Annotated in this window: 15 protein-coding genes; 4 read left to right on the top strand and 11 right to left on the bottom strand. The window is 56.7% G+C overall.

Features of this window, described 5'->3' with window-relative positions; translation table 11 throughout:
* Positions 1 to 144: 144 nt before the first annotated feature.
* From aroQ to P6M73_RS04985, 11 genes are all read right to left on the bottom strand, one after another.
* Positions 145 to 597: a type II 3-dehydroquinate dehydratase gene (aroQ, locus tag P6M73_RS05035; protein ID WP_277855020.1), complete on the bottom strand. Its 453-nt coding sequence runs from the start codon at positions 595 to 597 to the stop codon at positions 145 to 147.
* On the bottom strand, positions 578 to 1,822 hold the full coding sequence (locus P6M73_RS05030) for a shikimate kinase (RefSeq protein WP_277855019.1): 1,245 nt from the start codon (positions 1,820 to 1,822) through the stop codon (positions 578 to 580). The genes aroQ and P6M73_RS05030 overlap by 20 nt, the downstream gene beginning before the upstream one ends.
* The gene (aroC, locus tag P6M73_RS05025; RefSeq protein ID WP_277855018.1) at positions 1,819 to 2,934 is read right to left on the bottom strand and encodes a chorismate synthase; all 1,116 of its coding nucleotides are present in this window, start codon (positions 2,932 to 2,934) and stop codon (positions 1,819 to 1,821) included. Before aroC ends, P6M73_RS05030 begins: the two co-directional genes overlap by 4 nt.
* A complete protein-coding gene (aroA, locus tag P6M73_RS05020) occupies positions 2,924 to 4,177 on the bottom strand; it encodes a 3-phosphoshikimate 1-carboxyvinyltransferase (protein ID WP_277855017.1) in 1,254 nt (417 codons plus the stop codon). The genes aroC and aroA overlap by 11 nt, the downstream gene beginning before the upstream one ends.
* The gene (gene aroB / locus P6M73_RS05015) at positions 4,161 to 5,246 is read right to left on the bottom strand and encodes a 3-dehydroquinate synthase (RefSeq protein ID WP_277855016.1); all 1,086 of its coding nucleotides are present in this window, start codon (positions 5,244 to 5,246) and stop codon (positions 4,161 to 4,163) included. The genes aroA and aroB overlap by 17 nt, the downstream gene beginning before the upstream one ends.
* 59 nt (positions 5,247 to 5,305) lie before the next feature.
* Positions 5,306 to 6,313: a 3-deoxy-7-phosphoheptulonate synthase gene (aroF, locus tag P6M73_RS05010; RefSeq protein ID WP_277855015.1), complete on the bottom strand. Its 1,008-nt coding sequence runs from the start codon at positions 6,311 to 6,313 to the stop codon at positions 5,306 to 5,308.
* Positions 6,314 to 6,877: 564 nt separating this feature from the next.
* Complete coding sequence (locus P6M73_RS05005; protein WP_277855014.1) at positions 6,878 to 7,375, bottom strand: hypothetical protein; 498 nt, start codon at positions 7,373 to 7,375, stop codon at positions 6,878 to 6,880.
* A gap of 234 nt (positions 7,376 to 7,609) precedes the next feature.
* Positions 7,610 to 8,536 (bottom strand): phosphotransferase family protein, encoded by a 927-nt coding sequence (locus P6M73_RS05000; protein WP_277855013.1) that lies wholly within the window; start codon positions 8,534 to 8,536, stop codon positions 7,610 to 7,612.
* On the bottom strand, positions 8,529 to 9,533 hold the full coding sequence (locus tag P6M73_RS04995; protein ID WP_277855012.1) for a putative ABC transporter permease: 1,005 nt from the start codon (positions 9,531 to 9,533) through the stop codon (positions 8,529 to 8,531). The genes P6M73_RS05000 and P6M73_RS04995 overlap by 8 nt, the downstream gene beginning before the upstream one ends.
* A gap of 432 nt (positions 9,534 to 9,965) precedes the next feature.
* Positions 9,966 to 10,625 carry a ferritin-like domain-containing protein gene (locus P6M73_RS04990; RefSeq protein ID WP_277855011.1) on the bottom strand — a complete coding sequence of 220 codons (660 nt, stop codon included), beginning with the start codon at positions 10,623 to 10,625 and terminating at the stop codon, positions 9,966 to 9,968.
* 338 nt (positions 10,626 to 10,963) lie between these two features.
* Entirely contained in the window at positions 10,964 to 12,091 is a 1,128-nt protein-coding gene (locus tag P6M73_RS04985; RefSeq protein WP_277855010.1) for an Ldh family oxidoreductase, read from the bottom strand.
* A 233-nt stretch (positions 12,092 to 12,324) separates the two neighbouring features.
* On the opposite strand from P6M73_RS04985, the gene P6M73_RS04980 reads away from it, so the two are divergent.
* The 4 genes from P6M73_RS04980 (at position 12,325) to P6M73_RS04965 (ending at position 16,164) form a co-directional block, all read left to right on the top strand.
* Positions 12,325 to 13,014 carry a response regulator transcription factor gene (locus P6M73_RS04980; protein WP_277855009.1) on the top strand — a complete coding sequence of 230 codons (690 nt, stop codon included), beginning with the start codon at positions 12,325 to 12,327 and terminating at the stop codon, positions 13,012 to 13,014.
* Positions 13,015 to 14,397: a sensor histidine kinase gene (locus P6M73_RS04975; protein ID WP_277855008.1), complete on the top strand. Its 1,383-nt coding sequence runs from the start codon at positions 13,015 to 13,017 to the stop codon at positions 14,395 to 14,397. It abuts the gene before it with no gap.
* Positions 14,398 to 14,665: 268 nt separating this feature from the next.
* Positions 14,666 to 15,352: a polyphosphate polymerase domain-containing protein gene (locus P6M73_RS04970; RefSeq protein WP_277855007.1), complete on the top strand. Its 687-nt coding sequence runs from the start codon at positions 14,666 to 14,668 to the stop codon at positions 15,350 to 15,352.
* 140 nt (positions 15,353 to 15,492) lie between these two features.
* Entirely contained in the window at positions 15,493 to 16,164 is a 672-nt protein-coding gene (locus tag P6M73_RS04965) for a DUF4956 domain-containing protein (protein WP_277855006.1), read from the top strand.
* Positions 16,165 to 16,411 lie beyond the last annotated feature (247 nt).

The following is a 16,411-nucleotide window of genomic DNA, read 5'->3' as shown; positions in this document are numbered from 1 at the left end:
TCTGGAAGATACGTTTTCAGTAAATTTCTTTTCGGATCTGTTTCGAGGTACAAAGAAACGGACAGAGAGTCTCTGATCCGGTGCGGATTGGAGACTCTCTGTCAATTCAAGGAAAATTCAGCTGAGGTGGTTGGATCTGTTCGTTCATCGGCTGGTTTCTTTCAGGCTGCGGCAGTGGCTGACCAGGCGGCGCAGGGCTGCCAGATAGCTGTCGAACCCCAGTCCTTTGACGGTATCAAGGCAGGCCGGCCGTAGGTAAGAGATCCGGCGAAATGGTTCCCTGGTATCCGGATCGGACAGGTGAACCTCAATCGTAGGGATGCCTACAGCTTTCACCGCATCGAGCAGCGCGATGCTGGTGTGGGTATAGGCTGCGGGATTGATGATCAGGCCATCCTGTTTCTGATAGGCTCCCTGGATGGCATCCACCAGGGCTCCCTCATGATTGGACTGGAACAGGCTGACCTGGACGCCCAGGCAATCGGCTTCCTCCCGGATCAGCCGGCACAGGTCCTCATACGTGTCGCGTCCATAAATCTCGGGTTCCCGAATGCCCAGCATATTCAGATTGGGGCCGTTAATGACTAAAATTTTCAATGAAATCCCTCCAGATCATTGCTGCGGTGTCTTCCGGCGTGCCGCTGTTGTCAACAGCCGTAGCTCGGAACGATTCATACAGAGGCTGGCGTTCCCGCCAGAGCTCTTCCAGCTCACCTGCCTGAGACAGGGGCCGGCCTTCCCGGGCCAGCAGGCTCGGGGAGCGCTCCAGCTGATAAATCCGACCGTTCTGGCGCAGTGCGTCATAGTTCCTGCGATCCTTGACCACTCCGCCGCCGGTAACGATTATTTTCCCGCTTTCCCGACCGGCGCGCTCGACTTCCTCCCGTTCCAGTTCCCGGAAATACGCTTCGCCGCGGTCGGCAAACAGCTCTGGAATCGTCCGTCCGGCTCGCTCGACAATTCGCCGGTCCGTCTCAATGACTTCCCGTCCGGTCAGTTGACCTAGCGCTTGACCGACCGTGCTTTTGCCGCAGCCGGGCATTCCGATCAGGACCAGATTGGTGCTGTCGAAGCGCAGCTGGTTCAGAATTCGTTCGGTTTCTGATTCCGGAATGCTGCGTCCAAAAAACAGCTCTTCCGCCGCCACCGCCTGAGCCACCAGCATGGGCAGTCCGTCAGACCAGGGGATTCCCAGGGCCTCCGCCTGAAGCAGGAGCCGGGTTCGCTGCGGATTGTAGATCAGATCCAGAACGCCGCACAGCCGGGGGAAATCCCGCAGATCCACCAGCGTTTCTCCGGTTCGGGGATACATTCCCACCGGGGTGGCGTTGACTAGAATCTCGGCATCGCGATGTTCGGTGAGGTCCTCATACCGAACCGAACCGCCCCGGGTGACAGTGACAATATCTGCCGCTCCCGCCTGCACCGCCGCCTGCCGGACCGTCAGAGAAGCCCCACCTCCCCCCAGGATCAGAACCTTTCGATCTCGCAGCTCAAGGCCGCAGCGCCGAACCATGTAACGAAAGCCGGTCAGGTCGGTATTGTAACCATGCAGGCGGCTGTCCGCCTGTCTGACAATGGTATTGACGCTGCCGATCGCGGCAGCCTCCGGCGCAATGACATCGCACAGGGACATCACTGCCGTCTTATAGGGAATCGTGACATTCAATCCGGCAATGTCCGGATCCCGGAGAAAGTCCTTGAGTTCTTCCGGTTCCCGCTCAATCAGACGGTAGCTGTCGCAGCCCAGGGCCCGATGAATCGGAACGGACCAACTGTGGCTCAGGCTTCGGCCGAGCAGGCCATAAATCGGAGCGCTCACGGGGTCACCGCCGATTCCGCCGTCAGCAGCGGAACGCCTTCCTCCAGCAGCAGGTCCAGCAGAACAATGGCCGTGACGGCTTCCACCACCGGCACCGCGCGCAGGGCGACGCAGGGATCATGGCGGCCGGTGATGCTCAGTTCAGCCGGTTCCTGCCGGCTCAGAGATACTGACTGCTGCGGCTGTGCAATGGAAGGAGTCGGCTTGAGCGCCACTCGCAGGACAACGGGCATACCGCTGCTGATGCCGCCCAGAATACCGCCGGCATGATTGCTGGCTGTCCGGATTTCCCCAGCTTCCAAAACAAAGGGATCATTGTTGCGGGAACCGCGCCGGGCCGAACCGGCAAACCCTGAGCCGAATTCCACGCCTTTGACGGCAGGTATCCCAAACAGAGCCTGGGCCAGGCGAGTCTCTATGCCCCCGAACATCGGGCTGCCGATGCCGGCGGGAAGGCCGATGGCAACGCATTCAACGGTGCCGCCAATGGAGTCCCCTTCCCTGGCCACCAGCTCAATCAATGCCTTCATCCGGTCTCCGGCCGCGTCATCCAGGACTGGAAATGTTCTCGCTGCGACAGCCCGGAACAAATCAGGGTTGGGGTTCAGCGGGAACGCTTCATCCTCAATCTCACCGACCGAAGCCAGATGCGCGCCCACTTCTATGCCGCACCGGGCCAGAATTTGCCGGGCAATGCCGCCGGCGACGCACAGAGGCGCCGTCAGCCGGCCGGAGAAATGACCTCCGCCCCGCAGATCGGCCTGTCCCTTCCACTTGATCTGGGCGGCATAGTCGGCATGACCCGGGCGGGGCGTGTCCGCGAGCAAGGCATAATCGTCGGAGCGGGCATCCTGATTTTCGATGATTGCGCACAGCGGATCCCCGGTGGTGAGTCCATCCCGCAGCCCGGACAAAAAGACCGGTCGATCCGTTTCCCGGCGGGCGGTGGACCAGGGGTTTCTGCCCGGCGCGCGCCGGGCCATGAAAGCGTACAGAGCCTCCCGATCGATGGACAGGCCGGCCGGCAGCCCGTCCATGACCACGCCCACGGCTTTACCGTGGGACTGGCCGAAGATTGTTGTTTTCAGGATCTTGCCAAAATCAGAGGACATGAACATTCCCTCCCAGGGACTGGTAGTCGTTGAAAAAATCAGGGTAGGATTTCCGGACAGCTTCCGCCCCCAAAATCGTGACCGGACCTTGTGCCACAGTGGCCGCGATGGCTGCCGCCATCACGATGCGATGGTCGCTGAAGCTTTGGACTGTCCCTCCGGTCAGAGCGGATCCCTGAATGATGAGCTGATCCGGAAGTTCCCGGACCTGTCCGCCCAGGGATCGGATCAGCTCCGCCGTTGCCTTCAGGCGGTCACTTTCCTTGTAGCGCAGCCGGCCGGCGTGAATCAGTCGGGTTTCCCCCCGGGCAGCGGTGGCTGCCACCGCCAAGATCGGCAGGGCATCCGGGATTTGCCGCATGTCCACGGCGAAACCGGTCAGTGTTCCCGGCACGACGCGGAGACCCTCCGCCGAAGAGCTGAACGAAGCGCCCATTGCTTCCAGCACGCTGAGAATCTGCCGATCGCCCTGCCCTGAAGCGGGATCCAGTCCCTTCACGGTGATGTCACTGCCCAGGGCACCGGCGGTCAGGAAGAACCCAGCATTGGACCAGTCTCCCTCTACCGCCAGGTGCCCCGGCGACTGAAGCCGCGCCTGCCCCGCCACCTGCCAGCCGCTGTCGTCTGGGGAAACGGAAGCCCCAAATTGTCGGAGTGTCTGAATGGTCATCTCTACATAGGGCTGCGACTCCAGTTCGGTGGTCACCTCGAGGCTCGAGTCTCCGGGCATGACGGCCATGGCCAGAAGCAGACCGGAGAGGTACTGGGAGCTGATGCTGCCGGATATGGCGTAATGTCCGGGCTGCAGCACTCCGGATGCGGCAAAGGGCAGTCGCTCCGAGGAAAAACTGACACCCTGGTCTGACATGGCCTTGGCCAGGTCTGAAATCGGCCGGTCAGGCAGCCGGCCGCTGCCCGTAAAGCGTGCCGCCGGACAAAGTGCGGCGGCTACCGGCAGCAGAAAGCGCAGGGTGGATCCGCTTTCCCCGCAGTCCAGCAGCGGATTGTATGGGACCTTCGACCAGGGCCGGACGAGAAGTCCCTGGTCATTTCGGGTAAATTCAGCGCCCAGGGCTGACAGACAGCGCCGGGTCGCCTCAATGTCTTCCGATTGAAACTTCAGATCCAGCTGCGTCGGCTGATCGGCCAGGGCGGCGCAGATCAGCAGGCGGTGAGCCATTGATTTGGACGGGATGGCATTCACCGTACCGCCCAGCGGTCCCGGTTCAATTCGAACAATCATGAAATTCCTCCAGACCTGCCGCAAAGACGGCTTCCAGTTCGGTGACCGGGATGGTCTTTTCGACCCATTCGCCGATGCGGACCGGGATCACCAGGGTGATCTGCGTTCCCTTGCGTTTCTTGTCGCGCAGAGCTGCAGCGGCCAGCTGGGCCGCCTGGAACGGTGCTCTTACCGGCAGCTGATGATGCTCCAGAACCGCGCAGATCTTACCCGTCAGACCTGGCTCGCTCCAGCCCAGGACTTCGCCGGCCCGGGCCATGATGACCAGTCCCATTGCTACCGCCTGTCCGTGGGATACGGTGTAGCCCGAGCACAGCTCAATGGCATGGGCCGGGGTATGGCCCAGGTTGAGAATCCGGCGCAGGCCTTGTTCCCTTGGATCGGCCGCCACGACTTCTCCTTTGAAGGTCAGGCAGCGGTCGATGATTTCGCGTAAAACGGAGGGTTCGGCGGGTCTGCGGCATAAGGCAAACAGTTCGTCTCCGGACAGAATCGCGGTTTTTACCGCCTCCGCCATTCCGTCAGCCAGAACCAGCCAGGGCAGCGTCGCCAGGCAGTCGATGTCACAGAGAACGGCACTGGGCTGGTGGAACAGTCCGGCCAGATTTTTGCCCTCTGCCAGATCCACCGCGCATTTGCCGCCGACGGAGGAATCCACTGCCGCCAGCAGGGTGGTCGGCAGCTGGACATACCGGATGCCGCGCAGATAACAGCCGGCCGCAAAGCCAGCCAGATCTCCCACCACACCGCCTCCCAGAGCAATCACGGCATCGGTTCGGTCAAGGCCCGACTCTGCCAGAAACTCCAGAACAAGGCTCAGTTCCCCCATATTTTTCGAGGCCTCACCAGCCGGAATGACCCAGGAACTGACTGGATAGCCCGAAGTCTCCAGACTGCGGGTGACCGTTTCCAGATACAGCGAAGCCACATTGGAATCCGTGATCAGCGCGATGCGGCAATCCCCCAGAATCTCCCGGATCAGTTCTCCGGCATGGCAAAGCAATCCCTGTCCGATCAGGACGGGATAAGGCGGATCCACCGGTATGACTTGGTTTGACATGATATCCATGGTTTCACTCCTTTCGCTCCTGTCGGATTTTGTGCATGGCAAAAACTGCAGATCCAGTCCTATAACTCCTTCATGAATCCATGCAGGCGAGTCAGCTTTCCGGCCAGAGAGTCAAACTCTTCCGGCGTGATGGACTGTTCCCCGTCACACAGTGCGTGTTCCGGATCATTGTGCACTTCGATAAGAATTCCGTCCGCCCCTGTGGCAACAATACCCTGGGAAAGCGGCCCCACCAGCCAGGCTTTGCCGGTGGCATGGCTGGGATCAGCGATGATGGGCAGATGTGTCAGGCGGCGCATGAAGGGAATTGAGGTGATATCCAGCGTATTGCGGGTATAAGTTTCGAAGGTTCGGATGCCGCGCTCACACAGGATCACCTGGTTATTGCCCCCGGCCATGACGTATTCGGCGCTCATGAGCCACTCTTCGTAGGTCGCGGACATCCCGCGCTTGATCATGACGGGCTTGTCCTGTCGCCCCAGTGCCTTGAGCAGCTCGTAGTTCTGCATGTTGCGGGCTCCAACCTGGATGACGTCGATATCCTTGAATAGATCGAGCTGGCTCACATCCATGATCTCGCTGACCAGGGGCAGGCCGGTTTCCTGACGGGCGACCCGAAGAAGATCCAGTCCTTTTTCGCCCAGACCCTGAAAGGCATAGGGTGAAGTTCTGGGCTTGAACGCTCCGCCGCGAAGCATCGTAGCCCCGCTGGCTTTCACGGCCCGGGCAATGGCCACTACCTGAGCCTCGCTTTCCACGGAGCATGGCCCGGCCATGAGGGTCAGACTGCCTCCGCCGATCTGAGTATTTCCAACCTGAATCACGGTATCCTCGGGATGAAATTTCCGATCGGTGCAGCGTTCAAACCTCCGAATCGGCTGGACATGGTCCACGACATCCAGGGCTTCAATGAACTGCTTGTCCAATCGGGAGGTATCCCCCACCACCTCCAGATTGATCTGGGAGAGATCCATGCTGGCATGCACCAGAACCCCCTGGCTTTCCAGCCAGGTGATCAGGCGCTCCATTTCTTCTTTATTCGGGGTTGGCTTCAATACGATGATCATGGGTTCTTCTCCTCTTTGAGCGGCTGTTCCAGCCAGGTCGGTTTTCTATTCCGAGTGAATCAGAGCAATCTTCTGCTCTCCCCTGGAAGCAGTCAGCATCCGCTTGACGCCCGGCATAGGCTAATATATCTTTGGTTTTCTTTCAATTGATCTTAAAACAGACTACATATAGTTTATCAGATTCTTCCCCATCCCGTTATTAAAAAGGATGGGGAAGCCCCAGCAGTTTCCGCGAAATCTGCCGATTCATCGCCTCTGCCTATACGGAGCATTCCAGAACTTCTGCCTGGCTGCATTGTCTCGGATTGTCTCTCAGGAAATCAGGTGCTTTCCTTCAGGAATCCGTGGTAATGACCTGGTAATGACCTGATCTCATATATGCAAATGTTGTTGCTGCAATTCTTACTCTTACTCTTACTCCTACTCCTACTCCTACCCCTACTCTTTCTCTTCTCTTGTTCTGTTTCTGTTACTGTATCCGTTTCTGTTGTTGTTTCCAGTGATCACAGTCCGGACCGCCCAAAAAAAGAAGCAACCCGCCAAATTGGCAGGTCGCCTGATTTTCTAGAATACGAGATCTTCCTTCTGAACTTTTCCGTCTTCGGACATGGTGAAGGTAGTTACTTTCTTGACGAAAGGCACGCCGTCTTTCTTCTCACATTCGATCTGGTGGAATTTCTTCGGGGTGGCTCCGACTTCCTTGTAGAGCTTCTTGAAGATCTTCATTAAGGAAACTGGCTGTTCCGGTTCCTTGATGGTGAGGATGCTGGTATCGGGAACCTTGATCGCATTGTAGATCAGTTCTTCAAAGTCGATGTCCGGGATGCCGGGGATCAGGAAATACTTGGTTTCCTTTTCCAGGTCTTCCGCCTTTTTAACTTGAATCGCCGGATGGGTCTTTTTGGTGACTGCCATCAGGTTGGCCATGAAGGGTCTGGTTCCAGTTGACCGGTGACCTGCGATAATGATGGAATCTCCGCTGGTGATGGCTTCGTCAATGAAGTTGCCAACCGTTTCGTTGAAAAATCCGTCTGTAACAAATTTCATGATAAATGGATTCATGGGATACCTCCGATTTGAATTTTTGATCCTAGACTTTACGAGTCGATGGACTCGCTTCACGAAAGCCTTGTGAACAAATACGCAATTTATCTTTCGTTCTACCTCATTTTATCATAAAAGTAACCCACTACCCAATATCAATCTGATGATAAGAGCGGATTTTTCGATATGAAATTATAATTGGATTGACAGGAAAAGCGTGAGCCGGCCCCATCGGCTGATGGTACAGAAATGCTATAAAATTTCGCCGGTACTGCCGATTTTCTTCGCTGCGTCCAGATACCAGTTCGGGATCGGATTCTTCATGTTGTCAAACCAGGTCAGGACCTTTTGCACCTGGTGAATCATCCCTTCGACTTCCTTGGGACCAAAGGAGATCGCCCAGGGAATGGAGGACAGGGAATTGCTGGCGATATAGAACGCCAGCAGCGCAAAAAACTGACTGGGCGGCTCTCCGTCAAAATAGCCGTGCAGCTGGCCGGTAGCAAACGCCGGACTGACTTGTGCACTCCAGACGATTCGGTTGAATTCTTCCCAGGGATCTCCTGCATCATGTCTATTAAAATCAATGATGAACAGCTGCCGGTCCTTCGTCAGGATCATGTTGCCGACATGATAGTCCCCGTGCTGAACACACTGCGGACGATCGTTCAGCAGTTCCCGGCTGACCCGGATATAGTCCAGCAGATGCTGAACTCCCTCCACCTGGATGCCGCAGTCCTGGTACAGGGCGATGTTGCGGTCCACTTTGCGGTTAAAACGGACGGTCCAGTCCTCCTGATCCGGCGGGGCCGGCAAAGAGTGGATTTTCTTCAGGATCCGGCCGGATTCGACCCCCAGGTCATACTGCTGCCGCAAGCTCAAGGCCGGGAGCGCAAATTCCAGATCGTCGCCCTCAATCCAGCTGAGCAGTATGCCGATGCGGCGGCCGCCCTGGCAATAGCCCAGTTCCAGGGGTTCTGACATGGGTATTCCCAGTGCATAAAGCTGCTTCATGCGCTGGAATTCCAGCTCCCTGAACGCCAGCTGACCGGGTGGCGAAAGGCGCAGGAGCCGTTTTTCGCCCGAAGCGAATGAAACAATGTATTTGGGGTCGGCAGACCACCCCTTGGTCAGGAGCTCTCTGGCTGTAAACCTGGTCTCGTCAATGATGTTATGCATGGGGTCCTCCCTGTTCGTATGGTAGATGCTTCCGGAACCGGCCAGTCTGCGGGTGCTGTCTTCTGGCTTTGGTTCGGCTCAGATGAATTTCCTTAAGTTTTTGCAGGGCAGCCGGATGACGTTTCGATCGGGCATGCGGAAAGGCCCGGAACAGCCGATGTTCCCCAAAGAGCGGCCGGCTGATCAGCTCATCCACCTGATTCACGGTTTCTGCAGAGACTGGTTCGATGAACTGGTTGTCTTTCGCATCAGTCTGAGAATGTACCGGGTCCGTTGAATCGGGTGCGGACAGCGTCCCGTCGTTCAGGCGATAGTGGTACTCCCGGGTCGACTCCATATAATCCCGCAATTCCTGCCGCTTTTCTTCCAGGCGGTCCTCCATGTCCTCCTTCCGGTCGGCCAGGTAAATAAACCCGGAGGCAAGGGCTTCGCCCATCTCCTGCGAAGTCCGGCGAATATGAACCGACAGCTCTTCCAGGTGATCCAGCTTGCGGTTTAGCTTCAGAATCGTATTGGCAGTCACTACGGCATCCGATACGAGAAGCAGCAGGAGAACTCCCGCCAGAATCATGATCAACGAGGGCGACATCACGGCCATCAGCCTCATAACCCGGGGATGGATCCGTTCCACCAGAATCAGTGATCCCAACCCCCAGCCCAGCGAGAACAGCAGGCAGATATAGCCGTCCAGATTGAACGGCCGGTCGGAGTAATCCCACCATTTTTGATGAAACAGCTTCTCCAGCACGATCCCGGTGATCAGCTCCAACGCACTGGTGATTCCAACGGCTCCAAAAAACAGAACCAGAAGATTCTCCTCAAACGGCTTGAGCAGCCAGAGAATTGCCAGGATCCCAAACCCATAAATCGGACACCAGGGCCCGTTCAGAATCCCGGCATTGATGAACTTCCCTCTGGTCAGGGCGTTGTAAGCCACTTCCGTGCACCAGCCCAGAAAGGCATAGATCAAAAAAAGCAGAGCCCATTCAAAAAACATGTATGATTCCCCCATAACCGCTTCATTCTCAATCATCCGAATGTGATTCTCTCTCCTGCCCGTTCGTTCTTGGCGTGAGCAGCCGATGATTGTACTTTTACTATCTCTATTATAACCCTCTGAATAAAAATCAGATGAAATCGAGTTTGCCCGACCAGGCGACAACCATCTTTGAACCGCAAAGGGGAGAGCCCATACCGGCTGTCGATACGGGCCCTTCCTTTGCTCTGTTCATATATCATGGTTCTTCGCAAGGTCATGGTTCTTTGGATGGTCATGGTTCTTCGGAAAAACGAGGTTCGCTGAAACTAATGTTTCTTGAACCCACTGCTTCCAGGTTAAGCCATGCTTCAGATTCCTGGATAAATCCGTCAGGTTGTGGTGAATCGTTCAGTTCGTGGCGACTCCGTCAAGCCCTGCTGTTCCCGGATATCAGTTGCAGCGGTTGACGCGCTGACCCATACCGCGGCCGGCTCCTCTGCCGGCACCGCGCTGGAATCCGCCGGACGGTCCGGGGGCGGATCCCTGTCCGGGAGCGCCTTGACCGGATCGAGGCTGACGACCTGGCTGAAGAGAACCGTCCGAGCGCTGAACGGCGCGTTCAAAGGCAGCCAGATGATTCTCAGAGGCAGCTTTCAGCCGTTCAAACACCAGCCGGACGTCTTCCGGCAGCGTTTCTTTCAGGAAGCGGTCATACATTTCGATATTGAGGATCTCCGCCGTCACACCGGCTTGATAGCTTTCGACCAGAGTTTCGGGCAGTTCGATGCGCCCGGCTGCTTCGTTGACAGGAACCGTAAATCCATAACTGGCAAAGAGTGGTTCCAGCATCGCGATGTGTCGGCCTTCGGCCATGACGATGTTGCTGAAGGGTCGTACCTGGCCGAATTCAGCCAGAATTTTTACGTATTCCGCTTCGGCCAGATATTCATCCTGAATGGAGTAAGTCAGCATTTCTTCCAAGGTCAGACTGAGGTCTGCCTTTGCGGCTGGTGCGCCATAATCCGCCTCGGCGCCCAGAGCGGTTGCCGCTGAAGTCAGCAGGGCCAGGCTAAGCAGCGCCGCACTCAAAATTCGTCTTGATTTTTTCATTGTTTCCATCTCCTTGTTTTGGTTCGCTTTTCTCTTTGGTTGATTCACCGGTCGATCATCCGATGGTGAATGATGCTTGGGGATTGGATGACCCGTTCCTTGTTATCACCTTCAGTATAGTCCGGTGAATCGGCAAAGGTATAAACGAACTGCGGAAGAAGTGTGGTAACCCTGGGGCACAATTCCGGGAACAAAGATCCGGCTGTCCATTCATCGGCTCGGTGTACGCGCGACAGGCGGATTCAGTTGAATCCGCCTGGAACCTGATCGCCTTACACAATACTGATTGCGCCTCATACCTGATTGCCTCATGGCTTCCGGTCTCTTCTGCGATCGGGTCAGATGGCCGGAAAGTAGTCCTCCAGGACCATGTTCAGATCCTGCGCCATGTCCCTCATTTCCCGGAGCACCGCCGGATTGATCCGGATGCCTTCGGCTTTGCGCCGGTCATAGCATTCCGCTTCTTTTTCGCCGTGAATGTAGATCCGTTCCTGACCCTGAGCTTTGGGCGCTTCTCTCAGCTCCGTCAGGAAGCGTTCCAGATGATCCGAAATGGCAGCTGCATCGCCAAACAGCGCTGGATCAATGGCGGCAAAGAAGTGGCAGACCCCGGCGGTATCCCCCTCTTCCACATGGTTGGAGGTAATCCCTTGCGACAGGATGGACGAAAAGATTTCTGCCAGCATCGCAAAGCCATAGCCTTTGTGGCCGCCGTGGATTTCGCCCCCGCCGCCCAGCGGATGAATCCCGCCCTGCCCGGTCTTCATGGCCTCCAGCACGGCTCCGGGATCCGTCTCCTCTTCGCCGGCCGCATTGATGCCCCAGCCGGCGGGAATGGGGTGACCCTGCTTGTGGTACACCTCAAACTTGCCCGCGGTTACCACTGAAGTGGAGGCATCAAAATGGAAGGGAACCGGATTGCCCGGGTAGGTCACCGCCATCGGGTTGGTGCCCAGCACCGGCACCCGGGCAAAGGTCGGCACCACGGCCTTCAGCGAATTGGTCATGGCAATGCCCAGGAAGCCTTCCTGAGCGGCCAGGCGCGAATAATAGCCGGCGATGCCGTGATGGTTGGAATTTCGAACCGTGACCAGCCCGACACCGGAGGCGCGGGCCAGCCGAAGAGCTTCCTCCATGGCGCGAACCGAGACCAGCTGGCCCATGCCGCGATTCCCGTCAATAACTGCCGATACCGGGGTGGCAAAAACCACCTCAGGCTGTGCCGCCACATCGATGAACCCGCTGCGAATCTGTTCGTGATACAGCACAATCCGGTTGGTGCCGTGCGAATCAATCCCATACAGATCTGCCGCCAGCAGCACATCCGTGATCCGCTCGCTCTGTGCCGGTTCAAAGCCAAACCGGTGGAAAGCCTCCTCACAGAATGCCTTTAATGCTTCATAACTTACAAGGACTGATTTTATCATTTGTTCTTCCATCATCCGGTCCCCCTTCATTCGATTCATCCGAAGCTCCGGCATTCAACCGATTGCCGATTCTTCATTGTTGATAGCTCTATCTTATCATTTATCCAGTCTTTTCAACCAACTCCTGTCCTTTTTTCAGAAGACCGGCACCAACGGATTTGCGCGGACTGCCCTCCCAATCTTCCGGGCCCTGGATTTTCTGTGACCGTTTTGCGTCTGTTTTTCGTAACATTCCCCGGAATCTTTCGCTATACTGGAATCAGGTGATAAGAATGAATGAATCGATCTATATTGCAGAAGATGAAGATAATATCCGGGAAACCGTTCGAACGTTCCTGGAGAGTGAGGGGTATCAGGTCCGGGATTTTTCCACCGGCGATGCCCTGTTTGACGAATTCCAGATAAGCCCGGCCGACCTGGTGATCCTGGATGTCCTGATGCCGGGATCCTCCGGCTTTGACATCACGCGGAAAATCCGCGCGATCAGCCCCGTGCCCATCATTATTCTGACAGCCCGGGACAGTGATCTGGACTATGCCACGGGCATCAACCTGGGCAGCGACGATTATTTCACCAAACCATTCAGCGCCATTTCCCTGGTCATGCGGGTTAAGGCCATGCTGCGCCGGGTCCGTCTGGATCAGGAACAGCACGGCTCTGCCGCCCGGTCAGAGATTCACTTCGGCAGCATCCGGATCAATCGCAAGACGATGGAAGCCCGCTCCGGGGATCAGCCCCTGGAACTGACGCCCACCGAGTATGCTTTGCTGGTCTATCTCCTGGAACACCAGGATCGGGCGGTTTCGCGCAGCGAGCTGCTGGATGAGGTCTGGGGCTACAGCCAGGACATTGAAACCAGAGCCTGTGACGACACGGTTCGGCGGCTGCGCAAGAAGCTGGCCGGCAGCGGGGTTCGCATTGACAATATCTGGGGATTTGGCTTCCGGGCAGCGGAGGAATAAATGGAACGGAAAAAATACAGCCTGAAATCCCGCATGCTGCTCATGGTCACGTCCCTGATCCTGGCGGTGTTCGCGCTGACCTTCATCAGCTTCAACCTGCTCATTTCAAACTACATAGAAACCAATGCCACCGAAGCCCTCACCCAGTCGCGGTCCAATCTGCCCCCCGACCGGACGGAGGCCGGTCCCTCCGTCCGGGAACGCAAGCCGCCCCAGTCCGTCGGCGGCAACGCCGAGCGGCTGTTTGTGACGGCAGACCGTCAGGTTCTGCTGCCCGATTTCTATCCGGCGCTGGATGAATCCTCCCCCCTGTACGATTTCATCCAGCACGTCGAGGACGGAACTGTTCTCCTCGACCGTTCTGACATCCTGAAGCTCACCACGGATCAGGGGCTCTACTACTATACTGTGGTGCCGTCCGCGGAAGGCATCGCCACCTTTCAGGTCTACTTCATCAACATGACCAACCTCTACAGCTTTGAACAGAACCTCTCCCGCCTGCTGCTTTTGATCATGAGCGTCGCCCTGGTGCTGGCCGTTGCGGCCACCTATCTGATCGCTTCCCGGATCGCCGGGCCGGTCAAAGCCCTGAGCGTGTTTGCCCGGCACATCGGCAATGGCGATTATCAGACGCTGGAGGAAGATTTTGCCGACCGGGAGGTTCATGAGCTCAAACTGTCCATGAATGAATCCAGCGAGAAACTCAGACGTTATGACGAAGAACAGCGGGTCTTTTTCCAGAACGCCTCCCATGAGCTGCGCACGCCGCTCCAGATCATTAAAACCAATGCGGAAGCCCTGGAGCTGGATCTGATTCCGAAGCAGAAAGCCCTGCCGGTCATCCGGCAGGAAGTGGACAGCCTCAGCCAGCTGGTGGAAGACGTAATCCTCCTGTCCCGCCTGGATGCCCGTTCCCGCGATCTGGTGCAGACCACCGGTGATCTGAGGGAAACCCTGTCCTACACCGCGGAACGCTTCGCCTCGGTTCTGGCCGAACAGAAAATCCAGATCCAGTATGACTTTCAGGAAGACCCCGTTCTGTTTACCTATGACGACAAATCCATGGAACGGGCGCTTCAGAACCTGATTTCCAACGCGGTGCGGTATGCCCGGAGCAGCCTGACCTTAAGCTGCCGCGAAGAAGCCGGCCGCATCGTAATCCGCATAGCCGACGACGGCCCCGGGATCTCGCCGGAAGACCTGCCGCACATTTTCGACCGCTTCTACAAAGGAGCCAAGGGCAATCACGGCATCGGCCTGTCCATTGTCCGATCCATCGTCACGTCCTACGGCGGACGGGTTGAGGTCGCCACCAGTCCAGAAGGAGCCGTCTTCACGATCTTCCTGCCTCCCCTGACCTCCTCGACCCGATCAAACGGATGAAGTCTGAATCGAAGATGAAACCACTCAAAATCTGTGCCTGCTGGGCCAGCTCCCTCCGGAGCTTGCCGGCAGGCTTTTTCGTGTCCCGGAGGGCCTCTGCAGAATCGTTCTGCTTTGCGGCAGTTCTGCGTATTGTTGCGTTCAGTTTTTCGGAGAAGTATTCCCGCATCGGGTCTAAGATAAAACCAGATCAGGAAATCGGAACCAGCTGACCGGGAGAAATCAAGGAACTCCTGCGATGGACAGAATCCGGTGGAAAGGAGAACCCATGATTCACCCAGGCTATCGCAATGAACTGAAATATCTGATCAGCCCGTCTTCCCGGCAGGTGCTGTCCCGCCAGCTCGAACGCGTCCTCCGGCGGGATCCTCATGCCATAGGTAAAGGCTACGCCATCCGCAGTCTCTACTTTGATACGGCTCAGGCCGACGCTCTGCAGGACAACCTGATGGGCAGCGCTGTCCGGGAGAAATACCGGCTGAGGCTCTACAATGAGGATCCTGACAGGATCCGGCTCGAAAAAAAAGTCAGGCACGGCAATCAGGGCTTTAAGGTTTCGGCTCAGCTGACCCGGCAGGAAGTGGAATCGATCCTGAAGGGCTCCTTCGGGTTTCTGAAAGACCACCGTGAAGATCTGCTCCGCGAATTCTATGTCCGGCTGCGCTCGGGAGGCCTTTCGCCCTGCCTGGTTGTGAACTACTTTCGGGAGCCCTTCCTGTTTGATCCGGGCAATGTCCGCGTCACCCTGGACTATGACCTGGCCTACTCCCGGAATCCGCGCAGCTTTCTGGATTTCTCTCTGCCCCTGATCCCGGAATCCAGAAGCAAGTGCCTGCTGGAAGTCAAATACGATGAGTTTCTGCCAAGTCTGATCCCGTCCCTGCTGGAAGGGCATCAGCCCATGCGGACCGCTCACTCCAAGTATGTCACCGGACGCTTCCTGACCGGAGCCTGAAGTACAAACCATTACCGGAACGCTTTGATGACAGACTGAAATCCAGAGTTGTTCGAAATTCCAATCCCCGATGAACCGAAACGCCATTGGGCAAATATCACCCCCTCAATGTCCCCTATTAGCAATAAGGAGCTGATCTTATGACATTTCAGGATATCTTCAAGTCCAGCTATCTGGAAAAACTCGCGGAATTTTCTTTTCTCGATGCCGCCATCGCCCTGATTCTGGCCTTTCTGACCGGACTGTTCATCCACACCATTTACCGGCGAACCTTTAACGGCGTTCTGTACTCCAAGCCGTTCAATACCTCTCTGGTGCTTCTGACCATGCTCACCACCTTCATCATCCTGGCGGTAACTTCCAATGTGGTGCTCTCCCTTGGCATGGTGGGCGCACTCTCCATCGTTCGCTTCCGAACCGCCATCAAGGATCCCCTGGATCTGGTCTTCCTGTTCTGGGCCATCGGCTCCGGCATCGTCCTGGGCGCCGGCATGGTGCCCCTGGCCCTGGTCGGCTCCCTGCTGATCGGTCTGGTCATTCTGGCATTTGCCCGCGGAACCGATCAGGATCAGCCCTTTGTGCTCATACTGGATCTGGAAGATGAATCCGCGGAGGTTGAATCCCTGACCTATCTGAAAAAGGAACCGCACCGCCTGAAACTGAAATCCAAGACGATTACCACCGGACAGATCGAAATCATCTATGAGCTTCGCCTATGCGCCCAGAATACCGCCTTTGTCAATGAACTGGTCAGCCTGCGCGGTGTCCGCAACGCCACCCTGGTCAGCTGCAACGGAGATTATGCCGCCTGATGCCCAGTTTCCCCGGTGAACCAGAGTAGGAAACAGGCACCCAGGGATTTTGCGACATCAAACGAAGACTTGCGACATTCAACATGAGTCATTCAATTGAAAAGCTGCGACATACGACATTCAGACATATGATAAAAGGTATACAACATTAGACACCGCACCCGGCCGCATCCGACTTTGCCAGGGTACTCCGGCAGGAACGATGCTTCCAATCGGAATCATTTGATTCAGACCGGTCGGGCTCTGG

The sequence above is a fragment of the Anaerococcoides asporogena genome, from assembly GCF_029590275.1.
GTDB lineage: Bacteria > Bacillota > Clostridia > Clostridiales > Clostridiaceae > JG1575.
This window is presented reverse-complemented; position numbering and strand designations above follow the sequence as displayed.

Coding starts and splice junctions, on each gene's coding strand:
- aroC (WP_277855018.1), bottom strand. CDS start 2,934: ATGTCCTCTGATTTTGGCAAGATCCTGAAAACAACAATCTTCGGCCAG.
- aroA (WP_277855017.1), bottom strand. CDS start 4,177: ATGATTGTTCGAATTGAACCGGGACCGCTGGGCGGTACGGTGAATGCC.
- aroB (WP_277855016.1), bottom strand. CDS start 5,246: ATGGATATCATGTCAAACCAAGTCATACCGGTGGATCCGCCTTATCCC.
- aroF (WP_277855015.1), bottom strand. CDS start 6,313: ATGATCATCGTATTGAAGCCAACCCCGAATAAAGAAGAAATGGAGCGC.
- P6M73_RS05005 (WP_277855014.1), bottom strand. CDS start 7,375: ATGAATCCATTTATCATGAAATTTGTTACAGACGGATTTTTCAACGAA.
- P6M73_RS05000 (WP_277855013.1), bottom strand. CDS start 8,536: ATGCATAACATCATTGACGAGACCAGGTTTACAGCCAGAGAGCTCCTG.
- P6M73_RS04995 (WP_277855012.1), bottom strand. CDS start 9,533: ATGTTTTTTGAATGGGCTCTGCTTTTTTTGATCTATGCCTTTCTGGGC.
- P6M73_RS04990 (WP_277855011.1), bottom strand. CDS start 10,625: ATGAAAAAATCAAGACGAATTTTGAGTGCGGCGCTGCTTAGCCTGGCC.
- P6M73_RS04985 (WP_277855010.1), bottom strand. CDS start 12,091: ATGAATCGAATGAAGGGGGACCGGATGATGGAAGAACAAATGATAAAA.
- P6M73_RS04980 (WP_277855009.1), top strand. CDS start 12,325: ATGAATGAATCGATCTATATTGCAGAAGATGAAGATAATATCCGGGAA.
- P6M73_RS04975 (WP_277855008.1), top strand. CDS start 13,015: ATGGAACGGAAAAAATACAGCCTGAAATCCCGCATGCTGCTCATGGTC.
- P6M73_RS04970 (WP_277855007.1), top strand. CDS start 14,666: ATGATTCACCCAGGCTATCGCAATGAACTGAAATATCTGATCAGCCCG.
- P6M73_RS04965 (WP_277855006.1), top strand. CDS start 15,493: ATGACATTTCAGGATATCTTCAAGTCCAGCTATCTGGAAAAACTCGCG.